This is a genomic window from Candidatus Sulfurimonas baltica (genome assembly GCF_015265455.1).
Classification (GTDB): domain Bacteria; phylum Campylobacterota; class Campylobacteria; order Campylobacterales; family Sulfurimonadaceae; genus Sulfurimonas; species Sulfurimonas baltica.
This window is the reverse complement of the sequence record NZ_CP054492.1, coordinates 1,706,288-1,729,854: the sequence shown is the minus strand read 5'-3', so window position 1 is coordinate 1,729,854 and position 23,567 is coordinate 1,706,288. Positions and strand designations below refer to the sequence as shown.

The window sequence follows — 23,567 nt, the reverse complement described above, 5'->3', positions numbered from 1 at the left end:
TTCATAATATATTACTCATATTTGTTACCATTATATTCCAACCAACCACCAACATGACTCTTTTGGTGCCAAATCAATATTGTGAGCTATTAATAGAGTTTGTCCAGATGACAATCTTATTATAAACCTTTGATGACGGCTACCTGTATTGTCATCACTAAGTACTCTGATAACATCTCCAGAATCGCACATTTGTGAACCAGCATATATTTCCAAGCTCATAAGTAGTATAAAGAATATTTTTTTCATTTTAAACTCCAATTTTATTTTTTCATACAACAGAAGCACAGCGTCCGAGATATCGGTTAACTTCAGCGATGCTTTCTTTGCGTTCGTTGCAAGGTCTTGTTATATCTTCTAATTAGTTGGCTTGTTTTGGTTAAATATGCGTAGCACTTCAATCGTATTTTTTTGAAAGCTAACTTTATAAGTTATCGTATAACCTTTATAGGTCATATCTCTTACATTTTAATTATTGAAGTAGATTGAAGATTTGTATTTTAATGGGTTGTCAGGAATTAAAAATATCAATTTTTCAAGTTCATTTGCAAACTTTATAATTGCACTAGGTTTATCTTGAGCTATATAATTTATAATATGTAGTAATTGCTTTTCAAAAGTTTTTTTGTAAATTATTTGCATTAATTATTTTACAGATTTTAGATGGTTGTTTATATTATTCCATAAATCATTGTGTGAAATCATTTCAGCCTTTTCGCTTTCAACTTCTTCTAAATCTAGTTGTAACTGTTTTTGTCTTTCATAAAAGTAAGGGTCATATTCTAGATTTTTATCTTTTGTGATAGTTATGCCATCACTATGATTATTTACATAGTTTATAAAGTCATTAACATAGTCATCTTGGATTTGTATTGCCATGGTTTGCATAATATATTCCTATAGTTAAATAGTACATATTATAGCAAAACTTAAGTGAACTTCACTTGAATTACACCTCTGTGAAGAATGGCACTAACTTAAGCTATTTATCTCACAAAATAGGGCTATAAACTATTTTAATATCAATTATACAACAGTCAGATTTTTAGTTTTGCTCCATACTTTTGGGTAATAGATGAAGAAGATGTATATTACTAACACCTATAGTATATGCTTTAAATATCTTGTATTAGGGAATTTACTGCTTAAGTTAGTGCCATTCTTCACTGGGGTGTAGTTTGACAATTTAGATTTACCACCAACCCGACCAATTGGACTTTTTAATGTAGCGGTTTTTTGTACAATATTTTTATTCATAATCTAATAGTTAAAATATAAAGTGACTATATTATAAACATAAAAAAGTGTTTGTCAAATTTATTTTAAAGTTCCCTACTTCGTAATTCTAAAACAATCATAAGATATGTTTGTAAAAATTCTTTAACGCCTTGCTCAAAATTTGCTTTATTCTTTTTAAGTTTTTTAGCATCTTTTTCAAGCCTTTCAAGAAGTAGCATAAGTTGTGCAATATCCATCGCAAACTCTTCTCCAAATATTTTAGAACATTCCAATATAAAATCTTGACTAAATTGATTTAAATTATGGTGGAGTTTCAATATATCAAATATAAACGCCGGAAGAATATGTAATTTTTGTACGGTATTAAACGGTTTGGGAGTGTTTGCTAAAGCAAATAGTGAGTCTATCATATGCATATATTCATCAGCAAGATTGTCTCTTGAAGCACCGACTGTATCAAGTTGTGTGAATTCTTCATATGTTGTTAAAACGCTATCGATTAGCTTTTCATATAATTGCGTATAGCTTGTTCTAAGTGTACCAAGCAAGGGGTGTTTTTGCATCAGAGCATCTACAACACTACTTTTTGGAGCTAATGGAATGTGTGCGTATTGTGCAAATAGGTACATAGTGACTTCAAAGAGATTTATATCTAATTTATTTTGTCTTATCTCATCTTGAAATGTTTTGAGAAGTTTTTTGGAGAGCACTAAATTTTTATTTATTGCATGTTTTTCACTTATAAAATTATCTAGTAAGGCACTTTTTGCAAATGTATCTTTTTGCGGATATTTAGCAGTTTGCATATCAATAAGTCCAAGAGGTAAAAAAAGTCTCTCAAATAGTCGAGTTTCTGCTATAGATGCAAAAATATTCAGCTTATCTTTTTCTCCATAATCCAAGAGCTCAAGTGCTTCAATACCATCATCTAGTATTGGGTAAGCATCAAGCAATAAAGCCGTATATACTTCTACTGTGCGAAAGTTCTTATCTTTATCTCTTAAAAGATGTAGCATAATTAGTGAAGAGTTGTGGACAGAAAGCGCTTCTTGATGCCTGTCAAAGTAGCCGATATTTATGCCTAGCATAATATTAAAGAGGATTATATACTGCTCATGAGGAGTCAAAGAGAGAAATTCATTCCCTTTTTTAGTGAGCAATAATTTTCCTTTTTGCACTTTAATCAGTTTTAGAGTTTCTGATACAACTCGTGCCATATTGGCACTGAGATTTTCTTCTTCATAAAATCTTGTCTGAACGCTTAAATATCGTTTGTCTGATTCTGTAGCTGCTACTTCTACAATACTTTTTACTACTTTTGTGGGCAAAAATCCATTTTTTGTGAGTGTTAAACCTTTTAAATCAATACTTTGGAGTAATACATTTATACCTTTGAGTAAAGGTGCTTCAAACTTTTCTAAATTAAAAAACTCGTCATTTAACTTTATGCCTATTTTTTTTAAATTCTTTAAGCTCTCTAAATACATTTATATGCCTATATTTTTATTTTTTAATCTGTATACTATGCACATTATACAGATATCCTACTAAATATTCCAGCCACGATATCTACAATCCATCAATTTAAAATCATTTTGACAAGTATTCTTTTATTAAAGACATGCGCCTTTTTGTTCGAAACCACCAGCCCTTATTTTGTTGAAATGCTTCAATTCTCAATAGAATTTCTACGAATATTTCTGTTGCTTTACTTTCGTCTGGAGTGAATGAACGATAGTCAAGGATCTCACTCATTGTAGAAAGTTTTACTGACGTATCAACGTATAAATCTTGCAAATCTTCTTTAGGCATTTTTTCTATCATAGCTTGAATATCTTCATGTTCAGCTCTTGTTATCATAAATATTCCTCACTATGGGATAACGTTTGAATAGAGCCAATAAGTGACCACTAGGTAACTTATTGGCTCCTATGTTTTGTTATATCTTCTGTTAACTTCTGTCTTTCCAGTAGTTTGGTTTTCTGTTTAGTTGCATCACAGCTAAAATAATTATTTCATCATCTTTTTGAAAATAAATTATCCCAAATGGGAATCTATTTGTTAAACATCTTCTTATGTCTTTATCTAGCTTTTGCCAAGCGGTTGGATATTCTAAAATTCTTTGGATTGTTTTTTGAACTTCATATGCAAACTCTGAACCAAGCCCATCTTTACACTCTTGATAATAATCAACAGAAGCATTTAATTCAAGTTCAGCATCTGGGTGGAAAGAGTATGTCATTTATGAATTGAGTCTTTGAGATATTTTTTTGAAAACTTCATCTCCATCAACTAATGTAATGGACTTTGACTCAATCTCTTGTTTTCTTTTGTTGGCTTCTTTTATCCATAGTTTATCTATTTCACTGTTTAAAGGCGTGATACTAGCTAATATCTTATCAACAATTTTAGTTTTCAAATCTATTGGTAAAATATCTATCTCGTCAAAAAGTTGTTCTTGTTTTAAAGCTAACATAATAAACTCCAATATTTAAAATATGCACCATTTTACCAAAATGATGTATATTTTATCATTAAATAAAACTATTCAACAATCGTAAGTGTTATTAATAAAAAAGTATGTCGTTCAACTTTCTTATTATCAAACCAAATACAAGTTGCCGAATCATCATCAATTTCTTCAATTGTCATTATCTCGCCACCCGATTTTAATTGTACTGTATCTCCAGCATTAAAACTCATTATTTAGACCTTAATTTAAATTTACCAATTTACTTTCATAAATAGGCATATTCAAACTTCCAAATAATGTGGCTACTTGGATATAACGGTTGACTTGAGAAATAGTTTTGCCCGCAGGGTAAACTATTTCTCTCCAAGGTTTTGTTATAAGTTTCATTTAAATATATTACTAGCTATTTGGATTATTGTTAGTAGCCCTGCAATACTTGCAATAACTAAGCTAACTTCATTTAGACCTATAGTTGTTTTCTTTTTATCATATGTATTTATTTTAATATATGGAAATATTAATTGCTTTTGCATCAATGGAAAAGCAATGGTTAAAATTATAAACATTAAAATAGGTAAAATCATCGATATATATTTGTCTTCAGAAAATAAGTATGCAGCATAAAATAAAAAAAGCATACTGAATCCACCAAACCAAGTATATATTCTTATCAGAAAAGAATACCATGGCTTTCTTTTCTGAAAAAAATCTTTAATTTGATGTTTCTTTCCATAGTACCAAGTACTATCAGATGAATTTAGTTGAAAATCTGCATGGTTAAAATTTAATGATATATAAACTCCACTGATTATATTTTTATCTGCCCATTTATGCATACTTAAAGAAAATCTGTTACATGTAAGAGGCAAGTCCTCTTCTAAAAATAATTCATCAATAGTATTCGCGGAATAAGTTGTATTGTCATGTTTAATATCTATAGTTAGTTTATCAGCTTCTTTATCTTGAACTATAATATTTTCCAATTCAAGTAAATCTTTTTTATATAAAACTATTGGTTCTAAGTTGATTATTTCTCGATATTCTTTCTTTGTTGACATTACAATCCTTTTATCTTATAACGACTATCGTGAGCAATAATTTTCCCGCTAGGGTAAATTATTGGTCTCCTCGTACTTGTTATATGTTTATGTTAGTTCTACAACTTTGATACTTTTTGAATACTTTAATGCTTCATCAATAAAGATTTTCATTACTTCTCCAACAGTCTTTTGGTCAACTAGATTATCCAATAAATAAAAGCCATAATCTTTCACTGCATAGTTATATATTTCTGTCATTTGACTACTAATTGGTGATGGTAGTTTATTTAAAACTTCACGTGATTTGTATGCTTTTGGCATATCAAAAATTATTTTATATTCTTTTTTCATTTTCTCTCTTTGTTATATGTATTACTTTTTTGATATTTTCTTTACGATTCTCAAACCTTTCTTGGAAGTAGATTTTTTCTTTTCTTCTTCAATTAGATTTTTAAAAATCTCAATTTCATTTCTACTAATAAGTTGCTTCTTCTTATCTTCTTCTTCAATTATTTTTTGTTCTTTAATCATACTCTTAAAAATACTAATTGTACTTTCAGTAGAATATTTTTCTACATATTTTAGCCATCTTTCCATATCTGGCTTATTATCAAATCTTTGACAACCAGAGTCAGAAACTCCATTTATCATTGATTTTACTTTACTCCAGCTATGCTCAATTGAAATACCTTTAGGAGTAAATACATAATAAAAATTCATTATTCACCTTTCATATAACGGGCGCGCGGGTGAGTGACGACGACATCTGAAAATTTATTTTCTGATGTCGTTGCTCGCTCCTCCCGCTTGTTGTCTGATGCTTTAGCATCAGGCGACTAGTGGGTGTTCAACCCGCGCGCCCGTTGTCTGAATGCGAAGCGTTCAGACAACGTTTGAAGATAGCCAATAAATTGCCGCTAGGTAATTTATTGGCTACTCTGTTTTGTTAGTCTTGTGCAGTTATATAAATAGTTCTGGATTAGAATCTTTATCATAGATTGCATTAATTGTCTTATTTTTAATTACTCCATCTTTTCTCTTTATTTCTAAGTCAAGATATATTGTTTTACCCATATTTTCAAATAATAAATTCTTTCTCATAGTGTCTAAATCATTATTTTTCAATTGAATTGAAAAATCTTTACCTGCTTTATTAATTAACCAAAACGTAGTTAAAGCACGGCTTTCACTAGCACCTTTTACCCCATCAACAGTATATAGTCCCTTTAAGTTTTCTGTTTCTATTAGAGGTTTTATTTTTAGTTCTTTTGCTTGTTCAGATGTGATAACTTCTTCTTGAGTTTTCAATGTATTGTCAGGGTATGCATAAAGAGGTTTATGTAATGCTTCTTGTTTTTTTCTATCAAACTTATTATTAAGTAGATTTTTTTGCATATCTTTGAAAGTACTATAAAGTTCTTTTTCTCTTTCTATATTTGCTATAGGTACTGTTACTTCAATTTTTTTTGTTTCAATTTTCTCAAATGTGTCAGCTAGTTTATCGACTGAAAGATAACCAGCGATGATAAGAGCTACTAGTACTACTTGTGTGCCATTCATCTTTTGTACTCCTTCTTTTAATAAATTATTAAAGATGTCAACCTTTTCAAAAGCTGTTTGGATAATATCACTTCCATCATCAATTTTAAATTTTAGGCTTAATGCTGCTTTCTCTTCATCGGTTAAAAAAACTAAGTTTTCTTCTCTACCTGTAATAGCTAAATAAGCGTAAAAAACACTCTCTTGATATTCAGAAAGCATTTCTATATATGGTGTTGTTAATTCACCTTTTAATATAGGATCTTCATATAAAATTTTAAAATTTATATTTCTTACTATTTCTTCAGCTGATATATCATTTTCAAGATAAGTTTTTAATAATTCTTCTATACTCTCAATATCTTGTTTTTTCATGGACACCCTTTTAATATATTTATGTTTGGAGACTAACGGTTTAATAGAGCTAATAAGTTGCCGCAGGTAACTTATTAGCTCCTATGTTTTGTTATAAATTTTCTAATAACTTCTTTGTTATTCCAAATAATTTACTACTTTGTTCCTCTGTGATTGATATACTAAAATCATCATTGATTATTGAATACAATTGCATAGGATTAGTTACATTTATGATTTCAGTATGATTTTCACTTATTTTGTGATAACTATTATTTCTCAATGAAAGTGTTATATCTTCAAGTTTTAAGGCGATTACAAAATTATTTACAAAGACTGCATTTGGATGATTTGAAGAATAAAAATTTCCCATGATACAGTCTGCTTGCGTATAGTTTTCTAAATTGAACTTATACAAAGTAAAGTATCCTTTTTGGGTTGATAGCTCTAGCTGAAATTCATTGCCATTATTTTTGATGATTCTATATCCTTGATTAGAATCGTTTAATATATCTATTTTAATAGGTGTTTTAGGACACATTGCACCAAAACCGACATCAACAATATATTTATCACCATCTTGTTCCAACAATGTAATACGATGAGTTCTTGGTGTGTCTATATCTTGATTGTTAACTACTCTTGCTACTAAAATACGCACATTAAATCCTAATGATTGGAGTACATCGTGAATCAATTTATTGTGCTCAAAACAATATCCACCAAAGTTATTGATGACAATTTTATTTATAATATCTTCTATCTCTAATGATATTGGTTGCTTGAGCAATACTGAAATATTATTAAAACTAAAACTTTCAAGGTGCTTTTTTTGTATATCTTTAACTAATTGAAGTGATGGTTGCTTTTCTTCAATATTTAGTTTTTTATAGTAAGGTTGAAATATTGTTTATCCTTTTTTTGATGGATTGTATTTATAACGTTAGACTTGAGAAATATGAAGCCATGCATTGGCTTCATATTTCTCTCCAAGATTTTGTTATACATTTTATTTATCGAACTTTAATTCTTTTGCTTCACCTGTACAGGTATTTAATTGATATGTTTTTCCATTAATCTCTTTAATTTCAAAACATTTTGTTTGAGGATTTAAGTGACCATCCCATTTTGAACCAAAGAATACTGCTGCCATCATTAATGCCATTCCAAACATGAATAGTCCACCACCTATACCATCTCCTATTGCAACTAAGCCCTTACTGTCTGATATTTTTTCTACTGACTTGGAAATAACTTCTGCTTTTGACATTTTATCTTCACTCAATATGAAACTCCTACAATTTGTTATACTATCTTAGTTTAGAAACCAAGCTTTTTCGCTTTTATCCCACTCAATATTATTTTCTTTTTTAAACTTATTAAATGCAGTTAAAACTTTTTTTTCTATTGCCATATTTCCATTTTCATTTTGATACACAAACTCATTTCCATAAGTGGTTTCAATATCGTGTACAATATCATATTGATATAATGAATTGCTTTCTTCTAATTTATCAAACATAAACTGTGCAACATCTTTTGTATCTACCATATTCTTATCCTTTTTGGTTCATATTAAAATTCTGATGAACTTTAGTATAACGGCTGTCTTGAGAAATAAGTCGCCGCAGGCTACTTATTTCTCTCCAAGTACTTGTTATATCGTTACTTTATTAGTTTCGTATAAGCTAATGCATCTTGTCCAGAATATGCATCTTTACATTTCTTTGGTGAATTTGAAATTATGTTTGATGCAATTTTTTGAGAAACTTCATTATCTGTTCCAATAATTGCTTCTAAGTAAAATTCTTTTATATTATTTCTTCCTAAGCCATTTTTTAATTCGATAATACTTTTTTTCAATATATCTTGTGCAAACCCTTGGTTGCGGTATTTTTTTGGTACAGCATATCCTAGGTTTAAACAAACTGTCCCATCTATTGGCTCTGCCATAACAAATACGGTGTAAGATTGAATCTCACCGTTTAGAATTTTTGCATAACTAAAACGCACTATTCCTTCTGGCTGATCAACATGCATAACAATGTCTTGAGATAACTCACAATTAGTGAATTCAACTAGTTTTTTATTTAATGCATCTTGCAAACTTATTAACCCGTCTGTGGGATCTATCATATGTGCCATTAGTATTCCTTATTAATATAACGTTTGAAGTGAGCTAATAAATTGCCCGTAGGGTAATTTATTAGCTCCTCTGATTTGTTGGCTTAAGCATTTTGCAGGTTAGTTACTAAATTGAAATAATATTCATCTCTAACACGCTTTATCTTATTTGCAAATCTTTCAATCATGGAAGTTATAATAATATCTTTGGGTATCGATTTAATATTGCAAAATCGTTTACATATATAACTTATTACAGTCATAGAAAGGGCTTCTAAAAGTTTTCCATAGTTGGTCATAAACGGACAGATATTTGGCCCAGAAAAAGTTGTCATTCTTGGTTTATCTAATAGAACTTTTTTTTCTTTTAAAACTTGAAAAAACTGCTCTTTATTTATCACGGCATGTGTTTTAGCATTAAAAAAGCGTTCACCATTCATATTAGAAATAAACTTGACACCATTTTTTCTAAACATAATTTCTAGTTTTGCCAAGTTTTTTCCAATTCTTTTAAAGTCATTAAATGCTTTATCAATAATGGAGTTTACTTCCTCTGGAGTTTCTGCAGTTAAAAGCATATTTTCTATCTGCTCGTGTGTTAAATCTTTAATAAATACATCATTTTCCCAACTATACCCTTTGGTATAGAGAATAAATGGTGAAGTATAGATAGTATCTACATATTCATCAAGATCACGATCTTTTGCAACAACAATATTGTGAATTTCACCATTTACAATTTTTTCACAAAATGATTTTGAAGCAGTTTTTGAGCCAATCGCTCTAAAACTTACTTTTTTTTCTAACCCATTTATGTCAAAGATATTTTTCCAGAATTTAATATCAACTGAGTATGTATTGTGCTTGCCTTCTTCAATTTCTTGCAAAGTGAATGTTTGAGTACCACCTTCTGTGAAAACAATTAAATCTGAGTCATAAAAAAGGTGTAAATTTGATAATCCGGATCTGGTTCTTGTAAATGACATTAGAACATATTCTCCATATCAAATACTTTATTGTCAAAAATACTAACGACATCAGGGGAGTGTGTTGCAAATATTATTTGTGAGTTTGGATTGATTGCTCGAAGATTTTCAACCAAATTTTCTTGCCAACGTACATGTAAAGATAATTCAGGCTCATCTGCAATATAAACCCAAGTTCTTTTTTCTTGAAGTAAAGCTTCCCCTAATACAATGATTAACTGTTTTTCTCCAGAAGAAAGTCGATGAATTGGTAAATTTTTACCAGATTGGGTGGTCACTTGAAGCTCATTTTGTGAGTTAATAGAAAATTCCTTTCTTTGCATCATTTCATTAATAATGGAAAGGAAGGTGTCTTTTGGTTCTAAAATAGCTTTTCTTTCTTCTAAAAGTCTATTCCACTCATCAACAATATAGTCAATTCGTTCGGTAGACATTAAAACAGAAATATCTTGTGTAGATAAACCTTCTTTATTTTCTTCTAATCCTAAAAGTTTATTTTTAGCTGTTTTAAGTGCATTGAAATGATTATCTAACTTACTTTGAAAATCTTTTGATGGAACTTTAAATTGACTAAAAATACCTTCGAGCGCTCTTTTTTCTTCTTCAAGCTTAATGCCTTTTACTTCAGCAAAAAGTGGCTTGTTGTTTTTTCTGTACAACATAGACAAAAATACTGTCTTTTGAAAATTTTCAACTAGTTCGGAACCATCCTTATTTAAGGATGAGAAATATCTTACAAGGCGGTTAGATAGTTCTTTAAGTTTGCGATCAACTGTAGACTCATATCTTTCATCTTCATTGCGCGATGCACTAGCTCTTTGTACTGAGAGCCAGCTAACATTAACTAGTTTATTTAAAATAGAAGCTATATTACTTCCATGACGTCTATATAGTTCTCTCTCTAAAAGATGTTTAGGATAACGCCTAAGCATCATTTGCTCTTCAAAATCATCTAAAGAAAGTGTGTGTGGTTTATCGCTAGCTGATTCTTTGATTTCATATTCAATAGACGCAAAAGGTTGTTCTTTTACATCGTTTTTTGTAATTGTAACAGATGGCTTTTTTCTACTATTTTTAGACTTGAGTTTAATCTCTATTTTGGAAAATTCCAAACTATCTAATTCAGAAAAATCTGCAGTTAATGCTGCAACAATAATATTGACAGCTGTAGTTTTACCTGATCCATTTATCCCAATAATAAAATTAACATCATCATTAAAATCAAATATTAAGGTTCGTTCTCCCCAAAAGCCTTCGATAGTTACTTTTTCAATGTAATTCATTTTTTCTCCAATTATTTATATGAGTAAGCCAACGGTTGACTTGAGAAATAAGTGACCCGCTAGGGTCACTTATTTCTCTCCAAAGCTTTGTTAGCAGTTCATTTATTTTATTAGTTAAATATTATTTTCACTAAAAATCATTTTTAATTGATTTTCATCAAAGATATGTGTCTTGTATTCTCGTATGGTGCTTGGTTGAGTGTTGTTGTTATTTGTAAAATCTATTTCTACATGTAAGAATGTGTATTTATTAGTATCATGTCTTATACCTATAGTATGTCTTGCTAATAGCTCTTTTAATTTATTTAATGTGTTTTTATTTTCTCTTACATATTCTTCAATATTTACTTTATTTTTTAATGGATGTTGTGCATGTAAAATTTTACCACAATTGCTATATGCTTTAATAAAGTCATCTTGAGAAAGGGCATGTTTATAACCAATTGGAATTAGAACAGGTTGTTCATTATTATTACTTGGTGGAAATATATGACTTGGAAAAGGATAAAAAATAGTAGTCATTTCAGTAAGGGTTTTAATTATTTTTTCAGCATGATATTCTTTTCTGCTCTTATGATTTAATTTTTCATTATTAACTAATACCGATAAGTATGCAATTAATTCTAATATTTTTCTAATTTGTAATGATGTTGATTCAATAAACACAAGATTTTTATTTTCTTCAGATAGCATCTCTGCTGATAATATTCTTTCTCTAATTTCTTTTACAATGTCTGCGTATTGATCTATAGGAAAATTTCTCATTTTAGATACCTTTATTTTCACTGCTAACGTTCATCTTCAGTGACGCTATGCGTTCACTGCTAGTACTTGTTGTGTGTTTTGCTTACCTTGTATCTTTGTCTATTTGTTCAAGCAATATATCAAAATCACTCTGATATGATTTATTTTGTATAACTTTATATTTTTCAAATTCGCTTATAGCAAACTCTTTTGCAATTTGTGCTGTAACTTTTCCAGCATCTTGTAAGATATCATGTTCATTGAACACTAAAAAAGTATTTAGTTTTTTACTCCAATCGTTCATGGTCATAGGTATTTGACGTTCTGCTTGATGTTCTGCATAATCAAGATACATAGTTACAATTCTATTTAATGTTTTCAATTCTTTTTCTTCTAGGTAATTTTTGGCTACAACAACATCAGTTTTTCTTATTCTTCCACTTGGGGCATTTTTCCAAGTGCTTAATCCCATGTTTTCTTTTTCATGATTTGCTCTTGAATATATTATTTCAGATGCTGTTTGTTTTGTAATAGCCCAATGCAATTTATTTTGAACTGTGGCAAAAAAATCTTTTGTAGCTTTTGAGTTTTTGTCATAATCAATACTGCATTCTGAATAAATATCTGTAATTTGTTGATAAAATCTTCTCTCACTTGAACGAATATCTTTTATACGTTCTAATTGCTCTTTAAAATAATCTTTTCCAAATGGTTGTTCAGGATTTTTAAGTCTTTCATCATCCATAGTAAAACCTTTGATGATATACTCTTGCAGCCTTTTAGTAGCCCATTGTCTAAATCTTACACCTTGGATTGATTTTACTCTATATCCAACAGAAATAATTGTATCTAGATTATAATAGTTTGGTGCTTTTTGCTGAAATTCGGAATTTCCGAATTTCTGCATAACATCAAATTCTATAAGCTCTTCATCTTTAAAAATATTTTTAATATGTTCATTTATTGTTGATTTTGCTTTACCAAACAACTGTGCCATCTGTTCTTGTGTAAGCCAAATATTTTCATCATGTAAAAGCACATCTACTTTTACATCTTGATTATCTGATTTGTAGATTAGGAACTCTGCTGTTGAGTTACTTATAGTTAGGTTTTTAAGCATGATTAGAATCTTTACTATATATAATAAATTTAGCTCTTTCATAAAGTTCATCAAATGTTATTATCTCAGGATTTAATGTATTTTTTCTAAATAATTCAAATGACCTAAATTTATCCTCATTTGGAGCATTATTACCTATTAATTGAGATAGAGAACCTATTATTAAAAATGATTTTGGTTGGAAATTAAAAAATTCTTCACCTGTTAAATCACCAGTATCTTTATCTTTTATTTGAGTTTTACCATATATTTTTTTTAAATTTAAAGATACAGTATTTTGAATTTGAGTAACTCCACCTATTAACTCATTAGAAACAGCCCAACACCCAGCTCTATAAGGTTTACTTTGTAATAATTCTGTCTTATGCGTTTTTATTTCAACAAAACAAAGAGAGTTTATCAATCCTGCTGTTTTAAGTATCGCATCTACTCGTTTTCCTGAACTATTAAAGTCAAAGCCACTAACAACTTGTTCTAGTTTCTTTTCATCTAAACCATTATGAAAGATATAAGAAAGTCCATATCCAAATATCCAATTATTTTTTTCAAAAAATTGTTGCCAATTAGATTCATTTAAATTATTATTTAGTAGCATCTCTTTAAATAATTTAAGTTGTTTTTTTCTATATCCTAAAGATGTTATATCACTTTCATCAATTTCATTTTCAACAATACTTTTTATTAATGATGGATTATCTTTTAAAAAGTTAATAACTGTTTCTTTATCAATATTAATACTCTTATCAACTTGTTGTAATGCAAAATCAATAGGTAGTGTGACTCGATTCTTTCCATTTAAGGGTATTCCTTTTAATGAGTTTACAAAATCTAAAATCAGCTTTAATTGCTTACCATAAAGAACCATATATTCTTTATGTGGATTACCTGTTTTGGTCATCCACCTTTGAATTGTTAATGTTTGGATATTTCTTGTATCCTCATAAAAGTAAGCTTTTATCTCTTGATGTCCAGTATCCGTAGTTTTTAAATGGATTTCTAAACCATCTTTAGTTTCAATTTTTTTATGAATTTTATGGTCAGCGCTATCTCCAAACTTCATAGAAACAGCTCTCACAGGGTTTTCTATTTCTTTTCCATCAACTATATCTTTGGATGGGATTTGTGGACTTACACTTAATGTGTTTTCTTCTAATTTACTATAATAATAGTATTCTTTATCATCACTTGACATTTATATTATCCTCTATTATTCCAATTTCATCACCACTCAACCCATAAAGCTCATAAACCAAACTATCAATCTCATTAACACTATTTAAAACCAAGGTTTCTAACTTCTCTATCTCTTCTTGTATCTCTATTTTATCAACAGCATTTAAACTATCAAAGTGTTTTTTATATTTTGTTATTTTTTCTTTTGATTCTATGATGGTATTTACTAAGTTTATAAATGGTTCTTGTTCTTCTTTTGATATATCTGGAATTGGTAGTTTTCCAACTCCATTGGGAAAATATTCAAAACTTCCACCACCTGTTTGCTTGCCAATACTTTTATATCTAAAATTTAAAACTTTAGAGTTTAAAAGAGCTAATAAATATTTTAAATCAAAATTATCATTTGTATCAAAAATAGTTGTCATATTTGAAAATGCTAAATATTCATTATTACAATCTATCACAAATGTATTTTCAAATGCTCTTCTGCTACAAAATATTTTATTATGATGATAGAGTTCTTTATGAATAGGAAACGTAAATCTCCACCATTTAGAATGTTTACTTCGTTTTATTTGAGCTCTATTTTTTAAAAAATCTTTATTTTCAATTAAATGATTTTGTATTGAATTAGGCAAATCTTCAAAATTTTCAATATCTTCAAAATATAAAATATATGTTTCATTATTGCTAATACTGTATCTTTCTATATTTTTACCTGTTACTCTAGGCTTTATAAATTCTTTTGGAAATTGGCTGGGATATTCTTTAAACAAAAAAACTTTATCAGCCGCTGTTTCCATGCCTTTACCAATTTTAAACAAAGTGTCTAATTTTGGATGTATACTATCTATTTTATCATTCATGGCACTTATCTTTTTATCTACCAAGGCAAAAACATCATCTTTTTTTAAAGTTACCTCAAAATAGTTTTTTATATCAGAAATTGTATTATTGATATCATTTACATCATAATCTTTATCTTTAAAATTATATGCTAAACATTCACTATCTTTTTTATTTTTATTAAATTCAATAATAGCAGAAGTGATGGAAGCATCTTCAAAAACCATATATTTTTCAAAATTTACAATTTTTGAAATTGGTGCATTTTCTAAAATATAATTTCGTAATTTTACAGCTTTAGCAGAATGTAAAAAAGCGTTTGACGTTATAAATCCAACTTTACTTTTTGTTATTTCAATGGCTTTAGCTATAAAATAAAAAAGTATGTCGCTTTTATCTTGCCAAATATGTGGATAGGTTTTTTGTATCTCTTTTGCTACTTCTGATTTCGCTCCCAATGTTTGAATATTAAAATACGGAGGATTACCAATAACACAATCAAATCCACCATTTGCCATAATATCAGGAAATAACTCGTTCCAATCTGTTGTAAGTGAATTTGCACTTTTAATATTGTTCATAAGATTAGAAAGTGGTCTATCTCTTTTAGCGGTTTGAAGCCAAAGGCTAAGTTTAGCTATTCCAACACTAGCGTTATTTATATCTACACCAAAAAGATTATTTTCTATGATTTGCTTGTCTATGTCGTGATAATCAAAAAGTCCAGCTTCATATTTGAAAAGTTCATTTTGTATCCATTTATGCTCATCTAATAAAAATCTAAAACAAGCAGTTAAAAAAGCTCCACTTCCACATGCCGGGTCAACTATCTTTAAACTTTCTAAATATTCTCTGTACAGGTGTAAAGTATCTCTTCTTTTCTCTTTTGCTTTTGTTGTATCTTTTACTTCATCAAAAAGTTTTAAAACCTCTTTTTTGTCATTACAAAGTTTTGCCACTGTATTGTTAATGATATATTCAGTAATAAATTTAGGAGTATAAAAAACACCATCTTTTTTTCTAGTATCAACGATTTTATGTTCTTCAAAAAGTGACTCTTTTATCTTCTCCAAGTCATTTAAAGACTGCTCAAAAATATGCCCTAAAACCTCTACATCAACATCATCACTAAAGTCTTTAGCACTAAGTGCTGATAAGTCTTCTTTGATTATGTGGTCATCAATGATTAGATTTTCTAATCGCTCGTCCGGTTTAAATAGATTACCATTATATTTAGGGATATTTATATCATAATTTCCAATATCTATATAATGAAAATATCTTTTATAATACTCATATAGTGGCTTATTATCGCCCCATTTTTTATCATTTTTATATTTGTTTATAATAGCATCTATACTATTTGGAGGTATCAGCCCTCTATCTTCGGCAAATAATATAAACATAAATCTGTCAAGTAGTTTATTTGCACATTCAAATATACTTTCACGTGATAATTCTTTGTTGTTTTCTATAAGATTATTTAAAAGTTTTAGTCTAAAACTACTATACTCTTTATAGACTTCTTTTGTTATCTCTTCTTGTGACTTTGAATATTTTTTGAGTCTTGCTATTTCGTTTGTTTCTAGTGAAGATTGACAAAGTAGGGCATAAAGAATTGTATAGCTTTGTGAGGAAGTCATGTCTAAACTAAAACATACATCACTGCTCTCACTGTAAATATCTAAGCTTACAAAGTTTGAAACTATCACATATTTACAAGTTGGCTTTTCATTTTTATATCTGAAAGCTTGAGCGATAATATCGCGATTTGATATTTTCTTATCACTTGATTTAAGCTCAATTATCGCTATGGGGTCGTTGTTCTTATCGTAAATTACAGCATCAGCTTTTTTCATATCTGTAAGGTTTTTAACTTCTCTTGTACAGTTAGTCCAATTTAGCATTTTTGATAATAATGATATAAATTCAGCACCATTTGCATCTTCTGCAATAAATTTATCTTTTGTAATTAGATTGATAATATCATTATAATTTGGAGTATTAAAAGATTTTATAAAATTTTTAAGTAATGATTTTTGGAACATTTAATAACCTCTGTTTATTTATCTTGTTATTTTATCCAAAACTAGATTTAAAGTTTATTTGTACACACAACTATTTATTCAAGGAACACTATAACACAAAGACACTGAATAGTAATTATTAAAGGAACATGAAAAATGTCCTCTTCAAAATATAAATTCAAGTAATTATATGACAAACTGTCATATTTTTGATATCTTTTTATCTTTTATATTATTATCCTTAATGAAAAGAGTGTCCACTTAGCACGAAATTATCCGTTATTTGGACAAAGTGTTCCGTTATTTGTCATATAACCCATTAAAAGGACATGATGTCCCTTAAGCGAGAGGTATTAATTATGGAGATTAAGAAAAAATTATTAGATATTGTCCGTGATAAAATCAGGTTTAAACATTACAGTATTTCTACTGAGAGAACTTATGTTCATTGGATAAAACATTATATATTTTTTCATAATAAAAAGCATCCAATTGAAATGGGAAAGTTAGAAATAGAGCAATTTCTTACTTCTTTGGCAGTTGAAAAAAAAGTCTCTCCAACAACTCAAAATCAGGCATTTTCTGCTATTTTATTTTTGTATAAAGAAGTTTTGGGTGTTGATTTAAGCCATGAAAACATCCAAGCATTGAGAGCACAAGAGAGAAAGCATATTCCTGTTGTTTTGACGAAAGAAGAGGTATTGAAAGTGGTTGAAAATATTGGTGGTATATACAATCTTGTCGTTTCTCTAATGTATGGTTGTGGGCTTCGCATGAGTGAAGTTTTAAGTCTAAGAATTAAAGATATAGATATAGGCTTTGATAAAGTATATATTTGGGACAGTAAATCACTTAAAGATAGAACTGTTCCTTTGCCATTAAAATTAAAACAGAGGCTACTTTCACAAATCGAAACTGTTTGTGAAATTCATAAGAAAGACTTAGCTGATGGTTATGGAACTGTTTTTATGCCTTACGCTTTAGAGAAAAAATATCCACAGTCAAAAAGTGAAACTAAATGGCAATTTTTATTTCCTATGACAAACGTTTCAAAAGATCCGAGGAGCGAAACGCTTAGACGACATCATATCCATCCTAAAACATTGGGAAGAAATATTAAGGTAGCTTCTCAAAAAGCAAATATTTTTAAGCGAGTAACTTCACATATTTTTAGGCATTCTTACGCTACACATCTACTGCAAGCCGGAATTGATTTACGAAGCATACAAGAACTCTTAGGCCATAAAAGCGTTGAAACTACGATGGTATACACTCATGTAGTCTCTGAGATGAACAAGGGTAAAGTCATCAGCCCTTTAGATTTCTAACTATAAAAAAGTATAATTGCACACGATAAGAGAGTATAGAGCTCACATGATAGAGCTACTCTTGCTCTCTCAACTTCCTAACCTCTAAAAAGTAAGTATGTCCCAAGTAAATCACATAAAACACTGCTCCAAAAAATATGGCAAACGGTATTAGTGAGACAACGTAAAGTGCTAAAGTCTTCATTCTCAAGCTATTTTTACTAAAGTATTTTATTTGTTTATCTTCCTCTTTTGTACACAAGTTGGATGATATGTCAAATGTAATCATTTTGTGGAAGAAGTAGTATAACGGAAGGTTTAAAGCTACTATGTTTACCAACGGTATAAAGTAAAATGGGATAAGCAGTATAAACATAAGCAGCATTGTTAGTGTCCATTTTATAGCTAAAAAAAGAGTAGTAAAAATATTTGAATGACCGATCATCTCTACATCGCTGTAGTGTCTTTTTTGAAGCTCTCTCATAACCAGCGGAGTTAAAAAACCAATTATAATAACTGCTACAAATATAGAAGCATATAGAGTTAAAAAACCTCCAATCGCGTAGACAAAAAAAGTCGCTATCCATGAGGTTATGGCAGAACTCATCAAAAACTTAATTATTGCACTCCCCTCTAACTGAGTAGATATACTCTCGGTATGGGGAATGCCATTTTGTATAGTTGTTTGAGTGCTTTGAACGTTTAATGTGCCTAGTTGGTCTACACCTATCCCCGCTATGACAAAAAAGAGAATATACATTACAACTAGTGTAACAATAAAAGGTAGTATCGCATACTTGAGCATCTTGGGTGTAAAAAAATCTTTTGTACTTTGTATAAGTAGGTTTTGTTCACTCATCTTTTGCTCCATAATTTTTGGTTTAATTTTAACTCTTGTACAATTCCTATCGCAAGATGGAGCGTTTGGACATACTCCATTGCAACTTTGTAATCCAGCAGAGAACTGAATATAGCAGGTTCAAACAGGTCTTTATTATATTCAACTGCCATATGAATATGAGAACCTATAAACGATACATGTAGAGGGTGCTTAGATTTGTGCTTAAAAGCAAGCAGTTTTTTCATAAGCGAATGGGAGAGTATATATCTAGCTTCTATTTGATTGGTAGAATATACCACAAACTCTTTTTCAAACTCAGGGTCATCCATCTTGACGAGTTCGTCTCTAGTCATGTTGTTTGATTGTAGCCAGCTTCCTATAAGTTCCCCAAAAGTACTCTGTGCAGAATCAGGCAAAATTACCGTCTCACCGGCAAAGTGTTTGTTAAACTCCGCAACTATAAACAGACCTTTAAATATTGTGCTCCAGCTATCTTTTCCCTTTGAGTTTCGATTTCTTTTCTCAGCAAGAATATCTGAAAACTCAATATTTATATCATTAACCTTTCCTTTAACAAAGTCATTTCCACTCATTCTCTCAGGCTCAGAGAAAAGCTTAGAACGGTTGAAAATATATTCTGAAACATGAGTTGTGGAGGAGTAAAGAAGAGTGTTATCTATAGCGTGAATAAGCGGTTTTATAATACTCATTTTAAATTCGTGAGTATAATCTTTGACAAGAAATTTGTATATAATAACACCCAAAGCAATATATATAAAAATAATTATATCTATATTGTTAATAAAAAAACTGGCTAAAATAGCAGAAATAATAGTATATATAACTCCAACTATAATGATTTTATATCTAAGTTTTTTTCTATCATCTTCAAGCTTTTGAAGTGTTGGAAAAAGATTTTTATAATAAAAGTCCGTTAATTCACTTACACTTTTCATCTACATGTAGCCTTTAGTTGAAAAGCTCTTTAACATCTACATTTTTACGCTCTGCTTCAACTATCTCAAATACCTGTTTTCTTTTGTAGTTCATAGCATTTGCCATAAAGTTTGTTGGAACCATCTCTATAGCGTTGTTGTAGTCGGTTACACTTTGGTTGTAGGCACGTCTTGCGGCTGATATCTGCTCTTCTACCTCATGAAGCGTATGCTGAAGATGCATCACATTTTCATTTGCTTTAAGTTCTGGGTAGTTCTCAACGGCAATCATTATAGAGCCAAGAGCAGAGCTTACTTTCGCATCAAGAGCTATTTTATGCTCATCGCTGATATTTGGCTTATTTGCCTCAGCGCGAAGTTTTGTAACCTCCTCAAAAAGAGATTTTTCATGCTCCATATATTTGCCCACAGATGCAACAAGATTTGGGATTAGGTCATATCTTTTTTTAAGAACCGTATCTACGCTTGCGAAGATATTTTCTACCTGATTTTTCTTTGCAACTAAAGAGTTGTACATCAAAACTAAAACTAGTATAACGACGATAAGAACAATAAGTGATGTCGACATGTGAAATTCCTGTTATTAATATAGTGTGTAGTTTATCTAAAAAAATCTAAGATTTTGTTATCTCTTTTGCAGCCAAGTGCCCACTTGCCCAGGCAAAGGCAAAGTTATAACCGCCACGTCTGCCAACGACATCCAAAACCTCTCCGCAGAAGTATAGGTTTTTTTGTTTTAGCGACTCCATAGTTTTAGGGTTTACTTCAGTTGTGTCTACTCCGCCGCCGCAAACCTCTGCGTGACGAAAACCGTGTGTATCACTTACTTCAAAGCGCCAGTTTAACATCTGGTTGGCTATTTTTTTGCTTAGTTTTGTCCCGATATCATGACTGCGCCCCAAGTGCACTTCCTCGTTCCTCACAGCGCATGTAGAGGTTGGAATCTTTAAATCCTCTAAAAGACCGTGAACTATTTTAACAGGAATTAGACCGGACAATATATCAGCTATTGTAAACTCAGGCACGCTTAAAGCCACTTTGCTTATATGAGCAGATAGTTTTTGCGCATTGAAGTTTGGAAGCAGATTTATCGCTATATCAACTTTTGCATACTCCATCAGAGCAACACTAGCACGTTGGGAAATATCGAGTATAGCAAAGCCTGAAACTCCATAGTTTGTAAAGAGAATATCACCGCTACATGTAGACTCTTTTTTGTTGTTAACAAAAAGTGTGACTTCCCCATTTAGCTTTGCTCCGCTCATCTTTTGAGCTACATGTGAGTTTAGATGAAGCTGAACCAAAGATGGATAGGTCGCAACGATGTTGTGTCCAAACTCTTGTGCAAAATCGAGTCCGTCACGGTTTCCGCCAAGATGAGAAGCAGCTTCAGAACCGGTAGCAATAACGACAGAGTCATAATCATTTAGGAGTTTTTTTATGTCTGTGATTTTTGAATCTACATGTATGTTTACCCCAAGGTTTGTGGCGTGGCTTAAAAGTAACGAAGCAACGCTTTTTGCTTCGTTACTAAGGGGATATGCACGTCCGTCATCTTTTACTTCAAGTAAAAGACCGATGCTTTCACAGAATTTTTCAAACTCTTTAAATCCAAACTCTTTTAGTGCAAACTCTGTAAATGACGGGTTGTCACTGAAAAAATCATTTGAACTTAAGTCTCTATTTGTAATATTACATCGCCCATTTCCAGAGACTAAAATCTTTTTAGCACACTTTGAATTTTGCTCGAATATATCTACATATAGATTTTTTTTAGCACAAAAAATTGCACACAAAAGTCCAGATGCTCCACCTCCGATTATTGCTACTCTTTTTGTTTTCATTATTAAACTTTATTTTCTAGGATAAGTTGATCTACGTATTTAACTGCCGCAGAGAATTTTTTAAACACATTCTCTTCGCCAATCATGGCTATTATATGGTGTTGCATCAAGTCTTTAAAAACAGTGTTGTTTGTCCCTGACATAATTACAATAATACCTGTGTCTCTTAGAGCCTTTATGGTCTCTTTGAGATTATGCAAAGCTGTAGTGTCAATAAAGGGAACATGTCTCATGCGGATTATTAAAACCTTGGAAGAAAAACCTACTGTTTTTATGGTTTGGGCATATTGTCTAGCAGATGCAAAAAACAGTGGACCGCCTATCTCGTATACAGAGATGCCTTCGGACAAATCGGAGTAGTTTTCTACGGTATCACTATCATCCTCTATCGGTATATTAGTATTTATATCTGACATCCGTTTCATAAATATCAGTGAAGATAAAACCACACCGACTTGTATTGCGACTGTTAAATCAACCAAAACAGTCAGTAAAAAGGTTGTGAGTAAAACAATGGAATCAAATGGTGAACCTTTTAAGATAGAGACAAAAGAGCGCCATTCACTCATATTGTAGGCTACAACCAGTAAAATACCTGCCAGACATGACATAGGAATCAGTTTTGCAAAATCTATAAAAAACAACATTATTAAGAGTAAAGTTAAAGCGTGAACCATCCCGGCGATTGGTGTTCTCCCTCCATTTTGCACATTCGTCGCGGTTCTGGCAATTGCTCCTGTTGCCGGTATCCCTCCAAAAAGAGGAGTTGCAATATTTGCAATGCCTTGGGCTATTAGTTCAGTGTTTGATCTGTGGTTTGAGCCTATCATACCATCAGCTACAACAGCAGAGAGAAGGGACTCTATACCCCCTAAAAGTGCTATAATCAAAGCGGGTGCAAGATACATAGTGAAATTATTTAAATCAAAATGGGGCAGGGAGAAAGTTATCTCATTTGAAATTGTTCCAAAAAAAGTCTCTATTGTCGTAACTGGAATATTAAATATATTAACCGTTGCCGTAATAAAAATAATTGCTATAAAAGAGCCAGGTATTTTTGCAGTTATATGTTTAGAGTAGATAATTATCATCATTGTCACGAGCGTTATGGCTAACGCATATAGATTCATGTCGCTGAGATGAGTAAAATAGAGTTCCCACTTTTGCAAAAATTCAGAGGGAAGTTTTTCTATGTTTAGTCCAAAAGCATCTTTCATCTGTGTTGAAACTATAACTACGGCAATCCCGCTTGTAAAGCCAACAATCAGAGGATGTGGAAAATATTTAAGGAGTGTACCAAGTCTGAGTAGACCAAACAAGACTAGAATAACACCAGCCATCATAGTAGAGATAAGAAGACCTTCTATCCCGTACTGATGGACAATACCAAGTAAAATTATAATAAAAGCTCCAGTAGGTCCGCCAATCTGAACTCTACTTCCGCCTAAAAGTGATATTATAAATCCGGCGACAATTGCTGTTATTATACCTTTTTCAGGTGAGACACCAGAGGCAACTGCAAATGCTATTGCAAGAGGCAACGCTACAATACCTACAATAATTCCGGCAAAAATATCTGATATAACCTGTTCTTTAGTAATGCCTTCTTTTAGCAGAGTGAAGAATTTTGGTTTAAAAATATCGTTCATTTTTCCCTCGTTAGATAAT

Annotated in this window: 28 protein-coding genes; 1 reads left to right on the top strand and 27 read right to left on the bottom strand. The window is 30.6% G+C overall.

What is annotated here, in order from left to right:
• Nucleotides 1-30 precede the first annotated feature (30 nt).
• From HUE88_RS08670 to HUE88_RS08565, 22 genes are all read right to left on the bottom strand, one after another.
• A complete protein-coding gene (locus HUE88_RS08670) occupies nt 31-249 on the bottom strand; it encodes a DUF3465 domain-containing protein (protein ID WP_194368318.1) in 219 nt (72 codons plus the stop codon).
• A gap of 219 nt (nt 250-468) precedes the next feature.
• Entirely contained in the window at nt 469-642 is a 174-nt protein-coding gene (locus tag HUE88_RS08665) for a type II toxin-antitoxin system RelE/ParE family toxin (protein ID WP_194368317.1), read from the bottom strand.
• Nucleotides 643-645: 3 nt separating this feature from the next.
• A complete protein-coding gene (locus HUE88_RS08660; protein WP_194368316.1) occupies nt 646-888 on the bottom strand; it encodes a hypothetical protein in 243 nt (80 codons plus the stop codon).
• 434 nt (nt 889-1,322) lie between these two features.
• A complete protein-coding gene (locus HUE88_RS08655) occupies nt 1,323-2,726 on the bottom strand; it encodes a hypothetical protein (RefSeq protein WP_194368315.1) in 1,404 nt (467 codons plus the stop codon).
• A 103-nt stretch (nt 2,727-2,829) separates the two neighbouring features.
• The gene (locus HUE88_RS08650; protein ID WP_194368314.1) at nt 2,830-3,099 is read right to left on the bottom strand and encodes a hypothetical protein; all 270 of its coding nucleotides are present in this window, start codon (nt 3,097-3,099) and stop codon (nt 2,830-2,832) included.
• A gap of 91 nt (nt 3,100-3,190) precedes the next feature.
• Nucleotides 3,191-3,481: a type II toxin-antitoxin system RelE/ParE family toxin gene (locus HUE88_RS08645; protein ID WP_194368313.1), complete on the bottom strand. Its 291-nt coding sequence runs from the start codon at nt 3,479-3,481 to the stop codon at nt 3,191-3,193.
• Entirely contained in the window at nt 3,482-3,715 is a 234-nt protein-coding gene (locus tag HUE88_RS08640) for an addiction module protein (protein ID WP_194368312.1), read from the bottom strand.
• A gap of 68 nt (nt 3,716-3,783) precedes the next feature.
• Nucleotides 3,784-3,942, bottom strand: coding sequence for a YodC family protein (locus HUE88_RS08635; protein WP_194368311.1), 159 nt, complete (start codon nt 3,940-3,942; stop codon nt 3,784-3,786).
• Nucleotides 3,943-4,095: 153 nt separating this feature from the next.
• Entirely contained in the window at nt 4,096-4,770 is a 675-nt protein-coding gene (locus HUE88_RS08630; protein WP_194368310.1) for a hypothetical protein, read from the bottom strand.
• An 87-nt stretch (nt 4,771-4,857) separates the two neighbouring features.
• The gene (locus HUE88_RS08625) at nt 4,858-5,103 is read right to left on the bottom strand and encodes a hypothetical protein (RefSeq protein WP_194368309.1); all 246 of its coding nucleotides are present in this window, start codon (nt 5,101-5,103) and stop codon (nt 4,858-4,860) included.
• Nucleotides 5,104-5,124: 21 nt separating this feature from the next.
• Entirely contained in the window at nt 5,125-5,472 is a 348-nt protein-coding gene (locus HUE88_RS08620; RefSeq protein WP_194368308.1) for a hypothetical protein, read from the bottom strand.
• 240 nt (nt 5,473-5,712) lie between these two features.
• The gene (locus HUE88_RS08615; protein ID WP_194368307.1) at nt 5,713-6,666 is read right to left on the bottom strand and encodes a hypothetical protein; all 954 of its coding nucleotides are present in this window, start codon (nt 6,664-6,666) and stop codon (nt 5,713-5,715) included.
• A gap of 91 nt (nt 6,667-6,757) precedes the next feature.
• Complete coding sequence (locus HUE88_RS08610) at nt 6,758-7,522, bottom strand: arylamine N-acetyltransferase family protein (RefSeq protein WP_268245933.1); 765 nt, start codon at nt 7,520-7,522, stop codon at nt 6,758-6,760.
• 132 nt (nt 7,523-7,654) lie between these two features.
• Complete coding sequence (locus tag HUE88_RS08605; protein WP_194368306.1) at nt 7,655-7,930, bottom strand: hypothetical protein; 276 nt, start codon at nt 7,928-7,930, stop codon at nt 7,655-7,657.
• Nucleotides 7,931-7,960: 30 nt separating this feature from the next.
• Nucleotides 7,961-8,197 (bottom strand): DUF6953 family protein, encoded by a 237-nt coding sequence (locus tag HUE88_RS08600; protein ID WP_194368305.1) that lies wholly within the window; start codon nt 8,195-8,197, stop codon nt 7,961-7,963.
• Between the two features lie 113 nt (nt 8,198-8,310).
• Complete coding sequence (locus HUE88_RS08595; RefSeq protein ID WP_194368304.1) at nt 8,311-8,790, bottom strand: N-acetyltransferase; 480 nt, start codon at nt 8,788-8,790, stop codon at nt 8,311-8,313.
• 83 nt (nt 8,791-8,873) lie between these two features.
• Entirely contained in the window at nt 8,874-9,755 is an 882-nt protein-coding gene (locus HUE88_RS08590; protein ID WP_194368303.1) for a hypothetical protein, read from the bottom strand.
• A complete protein-coding gene (locus tag HUE88_RS08585) occupies nt 9,755-11,038 on the bottom strand; it encodes an AAA family ATPase (RefSeq protein WP_194368302.1) in 1,284 nt (427 codons plus the stop codon). The genes HUE88_RS08590 and HUE88_RS08585 overlap by 1 nt, the downstream gene beginning before the upstream one ends.
• 114 nt (nt 11,039-11,152) lie before the next feature.
• Nucleotides 11,153-11,803: a hypothetical protein gene (locus HUE88_RS08580; RefSeq protein WP_194368301.1), complete on the bottom strand. Its 651-nt coding sequence runs from the start codon at nt 11,801-11,803 to the stop codon at nt 11,153-11,155.
• A gap of 82 nt (nt 11,804-11,885) precedes the next feature.
• Complete coding sequence (gene rhuM / locus HUE88_RS08575) at nt 11,886-12,902, bottom strand: virulence RhuM family protein (RefSeq protein WP_194368300.1); 1,017 nt, start codon at nt 12,900-12,902, stop codon at nt 11,886-11,888.
• On the bottom strand, nt 12,895-14,094 hold the full coding sequence (locus tag HUE88_RS08570; RefSeq protein ID WP_194368299.1) for a Shedu immune nuclease family protein: 1,200 nt from the start codon (nt 14,092-14,094) through the stop codon (nt 12,895-12,897). The genes rhuM and HUE88_RS08570 overlap by 8 nt, the downstream gene beginning before the upstream one ends.
• Entirely contained in the window at nt 14,084-16,972 is a 2,889-nt protein-coding gene (locus HUE88_RS08565) for an Eco57I restriction-modification methylase domain-containing protein (protein WP_194368298.1), read from the bottom strand. Before HUE88_RS08565 ends, HUE88_RS08570 begins: the two co-directional genes overlap by 11 nt.
• A gap of 338 nt (nt 16,973-17,310) precedes the next feature.
• Between HUE88_RS08565 and HUE88_RS08560 the strand changes: the two genes are divergently transcribed.
• Complete coding sequence (locus HUE88_RS08560) at nt 17,311-18,279, top strand: integron integrase (RefSeq protein ID WP_194368297.1); 969 nt, start codon at nt 17,311-17,313, stop codon at nt 18,277-18,279.
• A gap of 55 nt (nt 18,280-18,334) precedes the next feature.
• On the opposite strand, the gene HUE88_RS08555 is transcribed toward HUE88_RS08560, so the two are convergent.
• Genes HUE88_RS08555 through HUE88_RS08535 form a run of 5 tightly spaced genes read right to left on the bottom strand, consistent with a single transcriptional unit; the run spans nt 18,335 to nt 23,548 of the window.
• Complete coding sequence (locus HUE88_RS08555; protein WP_194368296.1) at nt 18,335-19,117, bottom strand: EI24 domain-containing protein; 783 nt, start codon at nt 19,115-19,117, stop codon at nt 18,335-18,337.
• Nucleotides 19,114-20,055 carry a DUF3137 domain-containing protein gene (locus HUE88_RS08550; RefSeq protein WP_194368295.1) on the bottom strand — a complete coding sequence of 314 codons (942 nt, stop codon included), beginning with the start codon at nt 20,053-20,055 and terminating at the stop codon, nt 19,114-19,116. The genes HUE88_RS08555 and HUE88_RS08550 overlap by 4 nt, the downstream gene beginning before the upstream one ends.
• A gap of 13 nt (nt 20,056-20,068) precedes the next feature.
• Entirely contained in the window at nt 20,069-20,623 is a 555-nt protein-coding gene (locus tag HUE88_RS08545) for a LemA family protein (RefSeq protein ID WP_194368294.1), read from the bottom strand.
• Between the two features lie 46 nt (nt 20,624-20,669).
• Nucleotides 20,670-21,899 carry a BaiN/RdsA family NAD(P)/FAD-dependent oxidoreductase gene (locus tag HUE88_RS08540; protein WP_194368293.1) on the bottom strand — a complete coding sequence of 410 codons (1,230 nt, stop codon included), beginning with the start codon at nt 21,897-21,899 and terminating at the stop codon, nt 20,670-20,672.
• Between the two features lie 2 nt (nt 21,900-21,901).
• Entirely contained in the window at nt 21,902-23,548 is a 1,647-nt protein-coding gene (locus tag HUE88_RS08535; protein WP_194368292.1) for a SulP family inorganic anion transporter, read from the bottom strand.
• Nucleotides 23,549-23,567 lie beyond the last annotated feature (19 nt).

Coding starts and splice junctions, on each gene's coding strand:
- HUE88_RS08540 (WP_194368293.1), bottom strand. CDS start 21,899: ATGAAAACAAAAAGAGTAGCAATAATCGGAGGTGGAGCATCTGGACTT.
- HUE88_RS08565 (WP_194368298.1), bottom strand. CDS start 16,972: ATGTTCCAAAAATCATTACTTAAAAATTTTATAAAATCTTTTAATACT.
- HUE88_RS08535 (WP_194368292.1), bottom strand. CDS start 23,548: ATGAACGATATTTTTAAACCAAAATTCTTCACTCTGCTAAAAGAAGGC.
- HUE88_RS08585 (WP_194368302.1), bottom strand. CDS start 11,038: ATGAATTACATTGAAAAAGTAACTATCGAAGGCTTTTGGGGAGAACGA.
- HUE88_RS08640 (WP_194368312.1), bottom strand. CDS start 3,715: ATGTTAGCTTTAAAACAAGAACAACTTTTTGACGAGATAGATATTTTA.
- HUE88_RS08645 (WP_194368313.1), bottom strand. CDS start 3,481: ATGACATACTCTTTCCACCCAGATGCTGAACTTGAATTAAATGCTTCT.
- HUE88_RS08635 (WP_194368311.1), bottom strand. CDS start 3,942: ATGAGTTTTAATGCTGGAGATACAGTACAATTAAAATCGGGTGGCGAG.
- rhuM (WP_194368300.1), bottom strand. CDS start 12,902: ATGCTTAAAAACCTAACTATAAGTAACTCAACAGCAGAGTTCCTAATC.
- HUE88_RS08615 (WP_194368307.1), bottom strand. CDS start 6,666: ATGAAAAAACAAGATATTGAGAGTATAGAAGAATTATTAAAAACTTAT.
- HUE88_RS08655 (WP_194368315.1), bottom strand. CDS start 2,726: ATGTATTTAGAGAGCTTAAAGAATTTAAAAAAAATAGGCATAAAGTTA.
- HUE88_RS08620 (WP_194368308.1), bottom strand. CDS start 5,472: ATGAATTTTTATTATGTATTTACTCCTAAAGGTATTTCAATTGAGCAT.
- HUE88_RS08590 (WP_194368303.1), bottom strand. CDS start 9,755: ATGTCATTTACAAGAACCAGATCCGGATTATCAAATTTACACCTTTTT.
- HUE88_RS08595 (WP_194368304.1), bottom strand. CDS start 8,790: ATGGCACATATGATAGATCCCACAGACGGGTTAATAAGTTTGCAAGAT.
- HUE88_RS08570 (WP_194368299.1), bottom strand. CDS start 14,094: ATGTCAAGTGATGATAAAGAATACTATTATTATAGTAAATTAGAAGAA.
- HUE88_RS08545 (WP_194368294.1), bottom strand. CDS start 20,623: ATGTCGACATCACTTATTGTTCTTATCGTCGTTATACTAGTTTTAGTT.
- HUE88_RS08600 (WP_194368305.1), bottom strand. CDS start 8,197: ATGGTAGATACAAAAGATGTTGCACAGTTTATGTTTGATAAATTAGAA.
- HUE88_RS08660 (WP_194368316.1), bottom strand. CDS start 888: ATGCAAACCATGGCAATACAAATCCAAGATGACTATGTTAATGACTTT.
- HUE88_RS08670 (WP_194368318.1), bottom strand. CDS start 249: ATGAAAAAAATATTCTTTATACTACTTATGAGCTTGGAAATATATGCT.
- HUE88_RS08555 (WP_194368296.1), bottom strand. CDS start 19,117: ATGAGTGAACAAAACCTACTTATACAAAGTACAAAAGATTTTTTTACA.
- HUE88_RS08650 (WP_194368314.1), bottom strand. CDS start 3,099: ATGATAACAAGAGCTGAACATGAAGATATTCAAGCTATGATAGAAAAA.
- HUE88_RS08630 (WP_194368310.1), bottom strand. CDS start 4,770: ATGTCAACAAAGAAAGAATATCGAGAAATAATCAACTTAGAACCAATA.
- HUE88_RS08580 (WP_194368301.1), bottom strand. CDS start 11,803: ATGAGAAATTTTCCTATAGATCAATACGCAGACATTGTAAAAGAAATT.
- HUE88_RS08665 (WP_194368317.1), bottom strand. CDS start 642: ATGCAAATAATTTACAAAAAAACTTTTGAAAAGCAATTACTACATATT.
- HUE88_RS08550 (WP_194368295.1), bottom strand. CDS start 20,055: ATGAAAAGTGTAAGTGAATTAACGGACTTTTATTATAAAAATCTTTTT.
- HUE88_RS08560 (WP_194368297.1), top strand. CDS start 17,311: ATGGAGATTAAGAAAAAATTATTAGATATTGTCCGTGATAAAATCAGG.
- HUE88_RS08625 (WP_194368309.1), bottom strand. CDS start 5,103: ATGAAAAAAGAATATAAAATAATTTTTGATATGCCAAAAGCATACAAA.